At 44.4% G+C, this 14922-nt stretch carries 13 protein-coding genes; 10 read left to right on the top strand and 3 right to left on the bottom strand.

Going from position 1 to position 14922, the window contains the following annotated elements; translation table 11 throughout:
• Positions 1-608: 608 nt before the first annotated feature.
• The gene (locus tag GC097_RS27980; protein WP_171686575.1) at positions 609-1688 is read right to left on the bottom strand and encodes an acyltransferase family protein; all 1080 of its coding nucleotides are present in this window, start codon (positions 1686-1688) and stop codon (positions 609-611) included.
• A 95-nt stretch (positions 1689-1783) separates the two neighbouring features.
• On the opposite strand from GC097_RS27980, the gene GC097_RS27975 reads away from it, so the two are divergent.
• The 6 genes from GC097_RS27975 (at position 1784) to GC097_RS27950 (ending at position 8739) form a co-directional block, all read left to right on the top strand.
• Positions 1784-2779 (top strand): LacI family DNA-binding transcriptional regulator, encoded by a 996-nt coding sequence (locus tag GC097_RS27975; protein ID WP_171686574.1) that lies wholly within the window; start codon positions 1784-1786, stop codon positions 2777-2779.
• A gap of 323 nt (positions 2780-3102) precedes the next feature.
• Positions 3103-3942, top strand: coding sequence for a sugar phosphate isomerase/epimerase family protein (locus tag GC097_RS27970; RefSeq protein WP_171686573.1), 840 nt, complete (start codon positions 3103-3105; stop codon positions 3940-3942).
• Positions 3943-4197: 255 nt separating this feature from the next.
• Complete coding sequence (locus GC097_RS27965) at positions 4198-4365, top strand: hypothetical protein (RefSeq protein ID WP_171686572.1); 168 nt, start codon at positions 4198-4200, stop codon at positions 4363-4365.
• A 35-nt stretch (positions 4366-4400) separates the two neighbouring features.
• Complete coding sequence (gene aceA, locus GC097_RS27960) at positions 4401-5678, top strand: isocitrate lyase (RefSeq protein WP_171686571.1); 1278 nt, start codon at positions 4401-4403, stop codon at positions 5676-5678.
• Between the two features lie 12 nt (positions 5679-5690).
• Positions 5691-7307: a malate synthase A gene (gene aceB, locus GC097_RS27955; protein WP_246294487.1), complete on the top strand. Its 1617-nt coding sequence runs from the start codon at positions 5691-5693 to the stop codon at positions 7305-7307.
• 103 nt (positions 7308-7410) lie between these two features.
• Complete coding sequence (locus tag GC097_RS27950) at positions 7411-8739, top strand: DRTGG domain-containing protein (protein WP_171686570.1); 1329 nt, start codon at positions 7411-7413, stop codon at positions 8737-8739.
• A gap of 112 nt (positions 8740-8851) precedes the next feature.
• Here GC097_RS27950 and GC097_RS27945 read toward each other — a convergent pair whose 3' ends face one another.
• Entirely contained in the window at positions 8852-9739 is an 888-nt protein-coding gene (locus GC097_RS27945; RefSeq protein ID WP_171686569.1) for a helix-turn-helix transcriptional regulator, read from the bottom strand.
• 183 nt (positions 9740-9922) lie between these two features.
• Between GC097_RS27945 and GC097_RS27940 the strand changes: the two genes are divergently transcribed.
• The 4 genes from GC097_RS27940 to GC097_RS27925 all read left to right on the top strand — a co-directional run bounded on the left by GC097_RS27940 (position 9923) and on the right by GC097_RS27925 (position 13891).
• Entirely contained in the window at positions 9923-11047 is a 1125-nt protein-coding gene (locus GC097_RS27940; protein WP_171686568.1) for an amidohydrolase family protein, read from the top strand.
• Between the two features lie 2 nt (positions 11048-11049).
• Entirely contained in the window at positions 11050-11421 is a 372-nt protein-coding gene (locus GC097_RS27935; RefSeq protein WP_171686567.1) for a Rieske (2Fe-2S) protein, read from the top strand.
• 194 nt (positions 11422-11615) lie between these two features.
• A complete protein-coding gene (locus GC097_RS27930; protein WP_216625919.1) occupies positions 11616-12449 on the top strand; it encodes an AraC family transcriptional regulator in 834 nt (277 codons plus the stop codon).
• Between the two features lie 407 nt (positions 12450-12856).
• On the top strand, positions 12857-13891 hold the full coding sequence (locus tag GC097_RS27925) for a TIM barrel protein (RefSeq protein ID WP_171686565.1): 1035 nt from the start codon (positions 12857-12859) through the stop codon (positions 13889-13891).
• Here GC097_RS27925 and GC097_RS27920 read toward each other — a convergent pair whose 3' ends face one another.
• On the bottom strand, positions 13892-14830 hold the full coding sequence (locus GC097_RS27920) for an AraC family transcriptional regulator (protein ID WP_171686564.1): 939 nt from the start codon (positions 14828-14830) through the stop codon (positions 13892-13894).
• Positions 14831-14922: the final 92 nt, after the last annotated feature.

Raw genomic sequence — 14922 nt, 5'->3', positions numbered from 1 at the left:
TATACAACCGCGCCTTCACCTCGCCCTTGAACTTGTTCTGTGCTTCCATAGATCCCCCTCGGCTAACATAGCTATATTGCACTTTGTGCAATCATTTCAGCCTATTTTCGCTTCTCCGGCAGCTATATTGCACTTTGTGCAACCATTTTCCCTCAAAAGCTAGTTTTCAGCGCAAATCTAGCTAAATCATTGTACTTTGTACAACGAGAGTGAGATTTTGCCGCATTATGCCCACTCTATGTTGCACAAAGTGCAGCATAGAACGCAAGCTGCAGCGCACGCGCTTCTTCCTGCTAACAACCGCGCCTTCACTCGCCCTTGAACTTGTGTATGTGCTTAGCTCCTTTGCTTTTGGTGCGGATTAAATAAAATTATGAAACGAGCCTACACAATTTCATCCCCTCTGATCCTTAAGGAAAGGAAATTTCTGCACCCGCGAGGACAAAGATCATCATTGTTATAATGCCATCCGCCTAAAAAATGTTCAAATTCACCTTTCGCTCTCCAAATTGCTTTGCATCTCGGGCAAACAAACGTGCCAACATCTGGATCCGATGACGTAACGATTTGTTGCATTTCAAAAAACTCCTTATTTTTGGAATGTATGATTATAATGTAACTGAATCTTGAGAGGTTTTTATTTTCCTAGTATGAAATTTGTTAAGTAAGTATTTTTGTACTGGCTTTTCAATATGGAATGTAATCACGTGTGCTAATCCAACTGATACTAATAGGGGAACAATAATAAATAGTTCATTTGTAAATCCGTTTTTTTCAAGTTGATTAATAATGATGTAGCCAATGTAAGAATGAATTAGATACAAGCTATAAGAAATAGTTCCTAAGTATGTAATGAATGGCTTATTAATAAACCCTAACTTATTATAGATCAATGCATAAAAGACAAGACAAAATGCGGCAACAAATAATCCTGCCACTGTTCCTTTGAAACAGAATTCAAATAGTAAACAGAGCAACATGATTAGGTGACAAACCTTGTTCTTTGAGTTCTTCAATACAAAGAACATAATCCCTGCGATAAAAAGATTTGTGAAATTAACAATGCCAAGGTCACCTAGAATCGGATGAAGGAGGTGGTTCAGAAACAATATTTTAATAGTGAAAATTAATATTAGCGCTACGAATGAATTGATTATCGGTCTATTGATTAACCCAATTGAAAGCAAGAAACCACAAATAATATAAAAACTTATTTCGATAAATAGGCTCCAATACACACCGTCGACAGCCTTAATACCAAACGGTATGACACCATAAACCATCGTTAAATTAATAAGGAAATCAACAAAACCAACCGTTAGTGGTTTTAAATCAGCAATTGTCGTAACCAAAAATGTAATAATAACAGATGTTATGTATGCCGGATATAATCGGATAGATCTCTTAATAATAAACTCTTTTAGACTCGTAGATTTTATTATGGTCATGTATATTACAAAACCACTGATCATAAAGAACAACTGAACACCAAGAGAGCCGTATTTAAAATTAAAGATATATGATTCTTTATGTCCAAACGTGCGGTCGTACATTGTTGTGAAATGAAATAATACAACGGATAAAGCTGACAATCCGCGTAAGGAAGTGGGGGAAATCAACTGAAAAAGCAGCTGCCGGAGGTGAGAGTTACATCGCGTAGTTGGCCATGTCATTACATATTCCGACATATTGCAAGTTTCCAAAGCAGAGTATAGAATGGAGAGCAATAAGAAAGCGTGTACACCTAGGGTGCTGGATAGCATGTAAGACAGGAGTGTGTAAATTGAAGCCGACCATCTATGACATCGCTAAAGCTGCAGGAGTATCGACGGCTACTGTTTCCAAAGTTTTGAACAACTCGGGGAGAATCAGTGAGAAGACAAAGATAAAAATTCGAGAAATCATGGAAGATCTTCGCTATCAGCCTAATGTGTTAGCCTCTGCGATGAAGGGAAAGGGAACATTTCAGATTGCGTTACTAATTCCTGATGTGGAAAATCCGGTCTACGCACAATATCTGAAGCATATTGAGAATCGCGGCCAAGAGCAAGGCTTTAGTGTCGTGATGTGCTGCACAGACGATAACCCGGACAAAGAAGCCAGACATATTTCTCTGATGAGAAATAAGCAGGTTGACGGTTTTATTATCGCATCCCAATTTAAAAATGAAGAGCTTCTTAAAGAATTGTTGGAAGATAAAGTGCCGATCGTTCTTTTTGCTCATGAGAAGCAGGATATTTTAGTAGATAGTGTTACGGTCGACGACTGCTTTGGCGGAGTTATCGCAACGGAGCATTTAATATCACTCGGACACAAGCGTATTGGGATCGTTGCCGAGGATACTGTCAGCAGCCACGAACGCATTAGGGGTTATAAATTTGCCTTGCAAAAAGCAGAGCTCCCGTACGACGAGAAGTTTATTCAAATAGGCGGAACTAAAATGGAGGATGCTGAACATGCAGCAGGGAAGCTGTTTAGTTCGGCGAACCGGGCAACCGCTATATTTGGTACCAATGATTTGATGGCGTTCGGCGTAATGCGGGCTGCGAGAAAGCATCAGATTGCTGTCCCGCAGGAGTTGTCTATTATTGGTTTTGATAACACGCCAATGTGCTCAATTGTATCACCCGAGCTTACTTCTGTAGCGATGCCTGTCAGCGATCTTGGTAAGAAAGCGATGGATTTAATTATTCATAAAATTGAAGGAAATGACGACATTAAGCAGCGAATTCTTTTGCTGCCTCACTTAGTGGTTCGCGATTCTACGTCGGCGATTTAAATATTCAAGCAACTCCCCTCTCTTTCCACCGCCACCGAAAAATATGTATATCCCCCAAAAAGATAACGGTTGCAAAAAGAATAATCTGTGAGATACAATAACTTCAATAAGGTAACCGATTAACCATACCGATTAACCCAAATGGAAGGGGTTACAAAGTTAATATTCAGAAGAAACAAAGCTTTAATAGGGGGATGCGGTGTTTATCCTCAAAAAAATTTATCATAAAGGGTAATCGATTACCCTAATTTGAGATGAGCAATAAGTAAGGCTCGTATGGCATCCGTGCAGTTTTTCCCAAAATGAAGAAGGCGGTGTCTATTATGAAAGTAGCATTTAATCAAGCGACAACGATGAAGCATTCCACTCTGCAGCTGGATTTGGCGTATTGTGAGAAGCACGGTTACGATCTTATCGAAATCCGTCTTGATAAATTAAAGGAATATTTGAAGGAAAATACGGTAGAAGACTTAAAAGCGTTTTTTGATAAAAGCAAAATAAAGCCTTACGCTTTCAATGCGCTAGAATTTATTAGCTTTAGAGACGAGCCAGGCTACCAGCAAATTAAAGACGATCTGCACTTTTTATGTGAAGTAGGAAATGTAATTAACTGTAAAAAAATTATTGTCGTACCGACTTTTGATATCGGGGATTACACGCAGGAACAAATTAAAGCAGAAACGGTTCGCGTTTTGCATGATTTGGCAGATCAAGCAGCAGCTTATCAGACTGGCCTTGCCTTTGAGTTTGTCGGCTATCCGAACTGTTCGGTGAATACATTCGGCCAAGCTTACGATATCGTTCAAGCGGCGAATCGCGACAATGTCGGCGTGGTGCTCGATTGCTTCCATTTCCATGCGATGAACTCCAAGATCGAACATTTGCAGAAGGCGGATGCGGGCAAAATTTTCGTATTCCATATCGACGATTGCGAAGATCTGCCGGTGGGCGCGCTGCGCGATCAGCATCGCGTATGGCCTGGGCTGGGAGTTGTCAATCTCGATTTGATTCTGCAAACGCTGCAGGAGATCGGCTATCGCGAAATGGTTTCGGTAGAATTGTTCAGACCGGAGTATTGGGACTGGGATATTGAAAGAACGATACAAACCGCCAAAGAAACGACGGAGAACGCAATACGGAAATACTTTCCTATCGGGGGATGATGAAGACAATCCGCTTAACGATGGCTTAAGCTCTCGTCAAGTTTTAATAGGCGTTCACTCTACGGGGTGAACGCCTATTTCTGTACGCCCAGCATGGTCCACGGTGTGAAAGGCAGGGTTCAGCAGAAACATTAATTGTTATAGTATATTTAAATAAATAATTTATTTTATAAAACATTATTGAACATTAATCTTTTATGTGTTATATATTATATTAATAAAAAAAACTGTATTAATACATTGGAGGAGATTACGATGGATTGTCCAACATGCCAAGGCAATGGCGATTTAGAAGAAATGGGAAGTACGAATGAGCACTATCACAAAGAGGGGGGGAGCATACCGTTTGGTCAGGACCGCGTGCTTTGGCCAAACACTTGCCCTGTTTGCGGCGGCAGCGGATTTCTGGAAGTATCCTTTTAAAAAACTAAATCCACTATAAAGGAGTGCACAGAATGATGAGTAAACAGAATCAACGCGAACTACTGCAAGCAAGCTGGAATTCCAAGCGATTCTCAGGGGTAACCCGGCCTTATTCGGTGGAGGATGTGCTTCGCCTTCGCGGCTCCGTCGTGATTGAACAGACATTGGCTGAGCAGGGAGCCCGTAAATTCTGGGAGCGGGTTAACGAAGAAGACTTCGTCCCCGCACTTGGAGCTCTGACAGGAAACCAAGCTGTGCAGCAAGCAAAAGCAGGCCTTAAAGCGATCTATTTAAGCGGTTGGCAAGTTGCCGCCGATGCGAACTTATCCGGTCATATGTATCCCGATCAAAGTCTTTACCCGGCTAACAGTGTTCCTAGCGTGGTAAAAAGAATTAATCAGGCGCTGCAGCGCGCTGATCAGATCCAGCATGCGGAAGGCAAGGGGAGTATTGACTTCTTTCTGCCTATCGTAGCGGATGCTGAAGCTGGCTTCGGCGGGCCGCTAAATGTATTTGAACTGATGAAGGGCATGATTGAAGCGGGAGCAGCAGCCGTCCATTTCGAGGATCAACTCTCCTCCGAAAAGAAATGCGGCCATTTGGGCGGAAAAGTGCTGCTGCCAACCCAGCAGGCTGTAAAAAACCTAATCGCTGCAAGGCTGGCTGCTGATGTAATGGGGGTGGAGACGGTGTTAATCGCCCGAACGGATGCGAATGCAGCAAGTCTTCTTACGAGCGACATTGATGAGAACGATCGGCCGTTTCTAACGGGCGAACGCTCGCCCGAAGGATTTTTCTATGTGAATGAAGGCTTAGATCAAGCGATATCACGCGGTTTGGCTTATGCGCCTTATGCAGATATGATTTGGTGTGAAACATCAGAGCCAAACCTTGAGGAAGCACGACGTTTTGCTGAAGCTATCCATGATAAATTTCCTGGCAAACTGCTTGCGTACAACTGCTCTCCCTCGTTCAACTGGAAGAAAAAATTAGATGAAGCTACAATTGCAAAGTTTCAAATTGAGCTCGGGAAGCTGGGCTATAAATTCCAATTCGTGACCTTGGCAGGCTTTCATGCGCTGAATCACAGTATGTTTGAACTCGCTCACGATTATAGAGATCACGGAATGGCTGCTTACTCTCAGTTCCAGCAAACGGAATTCGCCAGCGAATCTCGTGGTTACGAAGCTACACGCCATCAACGTGAAGTAGGAACAGGCTATTTCGACGAAGTTTCACTAGTTATTACGAGCGGAACATCTTCCACGACGGCACTTTCCGGTTCTACGGAAGAGGAGCAATTTGCCCATTAATAGCAAAGCTCAATGATTAAGGAGATGAGGAAACTGTTCGATCAAACCCTAACGAGTGGAATTGAACTCAAAGCCCCTTTGGCGGAATGGCAGAAGATTCTCACCCCGGAGGCACTAGCATTCGTGGCGCTGCTTGAGCGAACATTTGGAGCGAGGCGGCGTGAGCTTTTGGAGCAGCGTAATTTGAGGCAGCGTCTTCTTGATGAAGGAGTACTGCCTGATTTTCTGCCCGAGACTGCGCGGATACGCAGCGGTGACTGGAAAATAGCAGCCCTCCCTGCGGATTTGCAAGACCGTCGCGTCGAAATAACAGGCCCTGCCGGTGATCGTAAAATGGTCATCAATGCATTCAACTCAGGCGCTTTGATCTATATGGCTGACTTTGAAGACGCCAACTCCCCAACGTGGAACAACACGATGGATGGTCAAGTGAATCTGTTCGATGCTATTCGTCGAACGATCACTTTTACCAGTCCGGAAGGAAAGAGCTACAGCCTACAAGATCAGACAGCCGTGCTCAAAGTTCGTCCTCGAGGCTGGCATTTGGAAGAGCGGCATGTACAGGTAGATGGGCGCTCGGTCTCGGGCTCGTTATTTGATTTTGGCCTCTTCTTTTTCCATAATGCGAAGAGGTTAATTCAGCAAGGCGGCGGACCTTATTTATACTTGCCCAAGTTGGAAAGCCACCAGGAGGCGCTTCTTTGGAACGAGGTGTTCAAGTTTGCTCAGCAGGAACTAGGAATTCCGCAGGGGACGATTAAAGCAACGGTGCTTATTGAGACGATCCTTGCGGCCTTCGAAATGGACGAAATCTTGTATGAACTTCGAGAGCACAGCGGAGGGCTGAACTGCGGACGATGGGATTATATATTTAGTTATATTAAAAAATTGCAGAAGCAGCCTCACGTCATCGTTCCCGACCGTGCGCTCGTCACGATGGAATCACCTTTCATGAAAGCCTACTCGCTGCTCGCCATCCAGACTTGCCATAAGCGGAATGCGCCTTGCATCGGGGGCATGGCCGCACAAATTCCGGTGAGGAATGATCCGGTGGCGAATGAAGAAGCGATGGCCAAAGTGAGCGCAGATAAGCTGCGCGAAGTGAGGAACGGTCATGATGGCACATGGGTAGCTCATCCCGGATTAGTACCTGTGGCGAAAGCGATATTCGATGAGCATATGCCGTCAGCCAATCAAATTAGCAAGCAGCTATCTGACATCGAGATTACCGCCGAGCAATTGCTGGAAGTGCCGCAAGGCCCGATTACCGAGAACGGGATCCGGACAAACGTTAGCGTCGGCATTCAATATTTGGAAGCGTGGCTGCGTGGTTTTGGCGCTGTGCCCATCAACAACTTGATGGAAGACGTGGCAACTGCGGAAATATCACGCGCCCAGCTATGGCAGTGGATTCACCATCCTCTGGGGATTTTGGATGACGGGCGCAAAGTAACGGGAGAACTATTTCTGCAAATCCAAAGTGAAGAGCTGGATAAGATCAGAGCGAAGCTTGGAGAAGAAGAACTACAGCAAAGGAAATTCGATCTGGCGAATGTGCTTTTTAGCAAAATGACGCTTTCGCCTGAATTTGAATCTTTTTTAACCGAAAAAGGGTATTCGTATTTATAATTAAAGCGATTGAGACAGGGCCTTGTTCAGGCTTCTGTCTTTTTTTATTTGGATATACTATAATTATTTAAATGTTATAGAACAGTTCAGTGAGGTGTGAACCATGAGCGCGGGCAATTCGGAGCTTCATACGAAGCATGAACAGATTACGAAATATATTGAATCTTTGGCTGTGGGCACGAAGCTGTCCGTACGGCAAATCGCTCAAGACCTGGATGTGAGTGAGGGAACGGCCTATCGTGCCATTAAGGAAGCGGAAAATATCGGTTTGGTGAGTACGAAACGGCGGATTGGTACGATCCGAATGGAGAAGAAAGAAGAGCCTGTCATCGATAAACTAACGTTCGCAGAAATCGTGAATGTGGTGGAAGGCGTTGTACTGGGCGGCTCTTCGGGTATACATAAATCACTGAACAAATTCGTTATAGGCGCGATGCAGCTTGAAGCTATGCTGAAGTATATTGAAGCAGGAAATTTGCTCATTGTCGGCAATCGCGTGCAAGCCCATATGTGCGCACTTAGTCAGGGCGCTGGCGTGTTGATTACCGGTGGATTTGATACCACGCCTGAAGTGAAGGAACTGGCAGACGAGCTGCAGCTGCCGATTATCGGCAGTTCTTTTGATACATTTACAGTTGCTACAATGATTAACCGAGCCATGGAAGACCGCCTCATTAAGAAGAAGATTATGATCGTTGATGACATCGTACGTAAAGATAGTCTCATTTACTCACTAACAGCTGCTAACACAGTCAAAGACATGCAAAAGCTGGTCGAAGAAACGACGCATACGCGATATCCGGTTATCGATGAGAATCAGGTCCCGATCGGTATGATTACAACCAAGGACATCATAGGCGCTAAACCGAATCAACTCATTGGCAGCTTAATGACACCGAATCCGCTAATGATTAACTTGAAAACATCGGTAGCTTCTGCCGGGCATACGATGGTGTGGGAAGGTATTGAGCTTCTGCCCGTTATCGATAACGAGCGCAAAATGATCGGCGTCATAAGCCGCAAGGATGTCATGAAGGCGATGCAGGATATGCAAAGGCAGCCTCAGAACGCTGAAACGTTCGAAGTGCAGATCTACGCAGGGATCGATGAACTTCGAGATGCGGAAGGCAAGTTGTTTTTCAGAGGAACGGTGACCCCTCAAATGACTAACTTTGAAGGCCTGGTTTCCGAAGGTGTGCTCACAACGATTATGATTCGTGCGGCTTACAGAACGGTTCAGGAGCACAAGAAAGGCGATCTTATTCTGGACAGCTCTTCCAGTTATTTTCTGATCCCTTTGCAAATCGATGACGTCATCGAAATTGTGCCTTCCATCGTGGAAATGAGCCGCAGATTTTGCAAGATCGATATGGAAATCATAACGAATGGTACGCGAGTAGCTAGATCGATGTTTACGGCGCGTATTTTATAATTGTAAAAGTTTTTATTTGAACTATACCCCGTTTCCTCTGTTTACGAATTGTAGAGGATGCGGGGTTTTTATTGTGTAATGAGAGTGAAAATTATGAACACGGCCCTCGGGCTTACTCGGTGTACGCTCCGGATTGACCGCGGGTCTTTGCAGCATGTTCGCGCAGTTTACTCGGGGATACGGCAAAATGTTTGCTGAACGCCCGGCTGAAGGCGTATAAATCGGGATAACCAAGCGTCATTGCGATTTCTGTGATGGAATGCGGTGTTTGCTGCAGAAGCTGAAGCGCTCTCTCCATGCGGAGCTTTTGCAAATGTTGAATGGGCGTCATGCCGGTCTGTTCGGCGAATATTTTGGAGAAATAGGCCCGGTGAACGGAAATATACGCGGCGACGTCTTGCACGTTGATATTTTCGGTGTAATGCATATTCATGTACTCTATGCTTCGGGGAATCCAGCTGGCAGGTCCTGCACCCAACTTGTCAGCGCTTTTTTGCGGAATCATCAGTCCGAATATACGGTAGATAGCCGCAATCAATTCGACTTGTCTCCGGCTGCTGTTATCTTCCTGTTGACTGAACAGATGAACGAGCGATGTTTCGAGCTCTTTACCGATCACGCCAGGGAGATAAGGGGCAGATGGACGGAAGCCGGCTTTCTCGAGCAGCAGCGGAGTTTGCCCGCCATCGATGGAAACCCAAATCATTTCCAAGGGTTGGTCGGTCGGAACAATGGAATGGTGGTAGACGACACCCGGATATGCACAAAAAACATCGCCCTTGACTAGCTCGATCTGCTGTTCTCCGAAGAGATGACGGACCTTCCCGTTCATAACAAAATGCAATGCGTAATAATCAATTATCCGCTGGGGGAAGCGATGATCCGGGTCTGCTTTCATGCGTCCCATCCGTACCGGCCATAAGCCGCCATTCAAGGCCAACTCGTCTACAACATAATGGCGTGATTCCTCATAGTTGTCAGGATGCTGCCGCTTGCCCATGTTTTCGTCCGCACCTCCAGAAAACGGTTTGTTGTGAGTAGGATAAAGTATAGCATCGACCTTACAAAATGACAAACCGCAATTGCGAAATACCATTTTCGGAGGGGCCGTTCAGGTTTTATGATAGAGATGTAGAACATGCACTTGCAATCGTGTCGAAACATAGCAGGGGAGATGACAAATATGAGTTTAATAGAAGCAACGGCCAAGAAGACAAAGGGACGCAAAGGCGTTGGAATTATTGACTGCGATATCCATCATACTTTTCAGGACATTAAGCAGCTGTTCCCTTACTTGCCGCGAAAATACAGGGAGCGTATTGAACTGTGGGGACCGAGTCTTGGCGGGGGGCCGGGTACGCTGAACGGAGGCAACATCGGAAAAAGAGCCGATTCCTTCCCTCCAAACGGCGGTCCTGCCGGTTCGGATCTGGATTTCATGGTCGAGCAGCTTTTGAATCCTTTCGACATCCGCTACGGGATTTTGACCGGTGAATTTATAGCAAGCACGAACACGGCCGATACGTATTACTCGGCTGCCTTGTGTTCCGCTTTCAACGATTATACGATCGAGCATTGGCTCGATAAGGAGCCCCGGTTCAGAGGCTCCATCTACCTGCCGATTCACGATGTAGCTGCATCGGTTCGGGAAATCGAAAGGCTCGGCTCCCATCCCGGAATGGTTCAGGCTTATGTTCCGTCGGGTTCGCCTCATCCTTACGGAAATAAAATGTATCATCCGATCTATGAGGCTTGCTTGAAGCATGGAATCAATTTCACCATGCATGTAGGAGCTATCGGCGATGGGATGAACGCACCCGCTACGAATGTCGGCTATCCTTCTTACTATATTGAATACCGCGCTGCCCGTACGCAAGCGTATATGGCCCATATGGCCAGCTTTATTTTCGAAGGCGTATTCGAAATTTTTCCGGAGCTGCAGGTCGCGTTAATCGAGGGCGGCGTCTTCTGGGTCGCTCCTTACTTGTGGCGTCTCGACCAGGATTGGAAAGCACTGCGCGATCAGACGCCTTGGGTGAAGAAAAAGCCAAGCGAATATTTACTCACCAACATGTACATCGGCTCCCAGCCCATTGAGGAAACGCCGAACCGTCAAGCTTTCGATACGTTGTTCGAGGCTATGCACGCCAAGGAAAGGCTGCTCTTCTGCAGCGATTACCCGCATTGGGATTTCGACTCGCCGAAGCTCGTTTTCCCCAAAATGGACAAAGAAACAACGAATAATGTGTTTTACTATAACGCTGCCAGGTACTACGGCCTGCCTATGCCGGACCAAACGGAGGAATAACGATGACGCTCCATTATTTAGGAACCGTTGATGAATTCACGGAGAGCGAACCGAAAATTGTTGATGTCAAAGGGCGGAGCGTAGGCATTTATAAATTGTCCGGAAAGCTTCATGCCATTCTTAATTATTGTCCTCATCAAGGAGCCCAGCTATGCAAAGGGCCGGTTACTTCATGGGTCACTTCGCCGACGCCCGGGCAATTTGTTTACGAGCAAGAAGGGGAAATCGTGCGTTGTCCCTGGCACCATTGGGAATTTGACATTAAAACCGGCGGTCTTGTTGTAGACCATAAAGTTCGCACAAAAACTTACGACGTTGTCGTAGAAACGTTTGATTTGTCGGTGGAGCAGGGAAAAGTATACATTGAGATGTAGCGGATAACTCCTTACAAAATGACAAACAAAGCTCTGTGACTATGCCAAAGCTGAACCGTACTCGGGAATTCGACTTTGAAATCGACTTCTTCTAAGAAGTGGGTTAAAATCATGAGAGAACTCAAATCATGGAGGCATAGTCGATGGAGTCGTGGATGAACGTAATTTCCCCCTTTGTTAGGGTTGTCAAGATTATGAAAACGACCTCTCTCTCGGGAGAGTGGATCGATTATGATCATGTCTTTACTTATATCGAACAAGGGGAGGCGGACTTCTGGCTGAATGGGGTTAAATATCATGTAAGTGAAGGAGACGCTATTTTGATGCCGCCTTTCACGCCCCATATTATCCGAACGACATCGACTGTTCCTATGATTCAATATATTTTTCATTTTGACCTTTTTTTCGACGAGGAAAGAAGCCAATGGAAGGAAATCAACGTTACCAAAGAAAAGCATAAGAAAGTTTATGAGAAAGAAATGAAACTGGCTTCCATCCAGCCCATATCCCGCTTGCGGCCAGCGGATCAAATCGATTTGAAGAAAAGATTTCTATTCATGCACAAAATTTCTCAGGATAAACAGGATGGTTACTTCCTGCATTTAAAATCTATATGTATAGAGCTTTTGTACATGTTCTTAAAAAGCCAATCCAATGCCAAACATCCGGAAGGCAGGCTGACCAAGGGGTGGGCGCTCATTGAAAAATCCATTGATTTCATCAATGAGAAATACAATGACCCGAATTTAAATAATGTCGCCATTAGCGATCATGTTGGCATTTCGACTAACCATCTATCGTTTTTGTTCAAAGAACAGTTGGACGTATCCATTCATAAGTATGTAACCCATATAAGAATTGAACAAGCCAAGCAAATGATCGTGGAAGGAAAACGAACGTTGACGGTTATCGCAGAGGAAGTGGGTTTCTCGAGCATCCATCTGTTCAGCCGATCCTTCAAAGCTACGGTTGGTATGACACCTAGTCAATTCCAAGCCACATATTCCCATCCGCGTAGAGAAGGGTAGGAAAGAGAAGTGTATCATCCGCGACCAGTTCGCGGTTTTTTTGCGTTATGGAACTTTTATGTTTTCTGGGGAACTACAGGCCGCTATTTTGCCCAAAAGATCCCTTTGCGTGAGAGAGAGGGAACTAGGGGCCGCTATTTCGCCATTTTGACACAAATTTGGTCGCTAGAGGTTGTATAAGACCCTGTAGTTCCCCTCGGGCGCCCGAATTTCCATTTTTTTCCGAAATAAGGGAATGGAGTTCCCATATTGTTGGTGGAAGGTTGTTTGCTCAGCCGGTCGAGCAGACGTAATCGTGCAAGACAGTAAAACTGTAGTCGAAAAATCGTAAAACTGTACATGTGTCAAAAGCAAGCGCGTATTACAGTAGGTATGCAAGGAAAAACTCAGCAAAGGAGCTTTAACGCATGTCGAAATTTAAGTTTTCAGTAGGTCCTTGGAATGTTCATGATGGTGCCGATACTTATGGACCTGCAGTAAGAACAGTCATTTCTTTTGAGGATAAAATTAAGAAATTTGCGGAAATGGGTTTCAGCGCGATTCAATTTCATGATGATGATGCCGTTCCGAATATCAATGAATTAACAGAAGAAGAAATAAAGAGTGAAGCTAGAAAAGTGAAGGAGCTTTTGGACAAATATCATCTTGCTGCCGAATTTGTAGCTCCAAGGTTATGGATGGACCCGCACACGATTGATGGCGCTTACATGTCGACATCGGAGAAAGACAGAGAATTTGCACTGTGGAGATCTTATCGCTCGATCGATATCGCCAACGAATTAGGATGCGACAAAATTGTCTTGTGGTTAGCCAGAGAAGGGACGCTTTGTGCGGAAAGCAAAAGTCCGGTAGAGGCTACCAAACAACTGGTGGATGCCATTAACAAGATGCTCCAATACGACAGCAAGATCAAAATTCTGATTGAGCCTAAACCGAACGAGCCGATTGATAGAAGCATTTGCGGAACCATGGGCCATGTGCTTGCTGTGTCTGCTGCTACAATCGATCCTTCCAGAGTCGGCGGTTTATTGGAGTCGGCGCATGCTGTCTTGGCTGGCCTCGATCCTTCTCACGAAATCGGATTTGCACTGGCGATGAACAAACTATGGGGTGTGCATCTGAACGATCAAAATGGACTTAAATTTGACCAAGATAAAAGCTTCGGCGTAGAAAATCTTCGTCAGGCTTTCAATCAAATTAAAGTATTGGTCGAAAATAATTATGGCGCTAACGGGGAATACGTTGGTTTGGACGTAAAAGCGATGCGGTCAACGATCGATAAGGATAGCTACAAACACTTGGAAAACAGCCTGAACATTGTGAAAGCTTTGGAAGAAAAGGTCAGTAAGTTTGATTACGAATATCAAAAACAATGTGTTGAAAGCAGGGATTTCGAAGGACTGGAAATGTATGTGATGAAGCTTCTGATGGGAATCGAATAGCTAATCACCTCTATTTTGATACTTATTGAGAATTTCTAAACTTTCACTATCGGTATAAAATTTTTGAATGCTCTTTAGATTCGTATTTGTAGATTGGGAATTCGTTCGATCCTTTTGATTTAGAAATTGTTTTGGCGTGCAGCCGAATTGTTTCATGAACATTTTGTTGAGATAACGCGTATCTGAAAAGCCGCTTTCCAAGCATATATCGATTAGTTTTTTATCGGTTTGAGTGATGAGCTTTTTTGCCTTTTCAAAGCGCACTTGATTTAAATAGTCTTGAAAGGTCGTGTTGAGATTTTCTTTGAAAAAATGGGAGAGGTACGGGAGAGAAAGATTTTCCCGTTCGGCTATGCTTGAAAGAAGAAGCTTACTTGAAAAGTTTTCATCAATGTAACTCAGGATCCGGTTCATGCGATGCAAACGGTTAGTATTCTTGATCCGCTCTTCGTCACTGATCATATGATAAGGCGCGCATTTCAACAGGTGGTAGAAAAGACGGTTTAACGAGCTTAAGCACATCAACTCATATCCGAAATCTTGATGTAAGTAAGAGATTGCAATTTCTAGCAAGATGGAGGTCAAAAGTTGATGCTCTTCCTTTGAGAGAAGCGCCGAAATGAATACGGAATCGAATGCGATATTTGTCATGGCAGGAAAGTAACTATGACAAAATCGATTGGAAATTTGAATGGATAATAACAAGGCATTTCCATGATGAGCATGAAGCTCATGGGGTTGAATGGGATTAAATAAGATAATGGAATTTTTGGAGACCTGGTACATTTCTTTTTTGGAATACACGGTCAAATTGCCATCCAATAGTAAACAGATTTCAAAATCGTTGTGCAAGTGAGAATTGCGATAAGATAAGTCCACGAGAAACGGATTTAAATGTTTTATTTTTGGGTGTGTAATGATCTCGAATTCATTATCCATGTTTCACCATCCACTCTTGTTAGAAATGAAGTGTAAAGAGTCTTTAAGATTTATGAGTAAGTTTAGCATAGACGGTATACCGGTAGTCAAGC

The sequence above is a fragment of the Paenibacillus planticolens genome (assembly GCF_013141725.1).
Lineage (GTDB): Bacteria > Bacillota > Bacilli > Paenibacillales > NBRC-103111 > Paenibacillus_E > Paenibacillus_E planticolens.
Note: the sequence above shows the minus strand (reverse complement) of the source record. Positions and strands in the feature narration are given on the sequence as shown.

Bases quoted from the DNA above. Each gene is read 5' to 3' on its own strand.
- GC097_RS27950 (WP_171686570.1), top strand. From the start codon at position 7,411: ATGAGCGCGGGCAATTCGGAGCTTCATACGAAGCATGAACAGATTACG.
- GC097_RS27980 (WP_171686575.1), bottom strand. From the start codon at position 1,688: ATGTCGGAATATGTAATGACATGGCCAACTACGCGATGTAACTCTCAC.
- GC097_RS27945 (WP_171686569.1), bottom strand. From the start codon at position 9,739: ATGGGCAAGCGGCAGCATCCTGACAACTATGAGGAATCACGCCATTAT.
- GC097_RS27935 (WP_171686567.1), top strand. From the start codon at position 11,050: ATGACGCTCCATTATTTAGGAACCGTTGATGAATTCACGGAGAGCGAA.
- GC097_RS27970 (WP_171686573.1), top strand. From the start codon at position 3,103: ATGAAAGTAGCATTTAATCAAGCGACAACGATGAAGCATTCCACTCTG.
- GC097_RS27965 (WP_171686572.1), top strand. From the start codon at position 4,198: ATGGATTGTCCAACATGCCAAGGCAATGGCGATTTAGAAGAAATGGGA.
- GC097_RS27940 (WP_171686568.1), top strand. From the start codon at position 9,923: ATGAGTTTAATAGAAGCAACGGCCAAGAAGACAAAGGGACGCAAAGGC.
- GC097_RS27925 (WP_171686565.1), top strand. From the start codon at position 12,857: ATGTCGAAATTTAAGTTTTCAGTAGGTCCTTGGAATGTTCATGATGGT.
- aceB (WP_246294487.1), top strand. From the start codon at position 5,691: ATGATTAAGGAGATGAGGAAACTGTTCGATCAAACCCTAACGAGTGGA.
- GC097_RS27920 (WP_171686564.1), bottom strand. From the start codon at position 14,830: ATGGATAATGAATTCGAGATCATTACACACCCAAAAATAAAACATTTA.
- GC097_RS27930 (WP_216625919.1), top strand. From the start codon at position 11,616: ATGAAAACGACCTCTCTCTCGGGAGAGTGGATCGATTATGATCATGTC.
- aceA (WP_171686571.1), top strand. From the start codon at position 4,401: ATGAGTAAACAGAATCAACGCGAACTACTGCAAGCAAGCTGGAATTCC.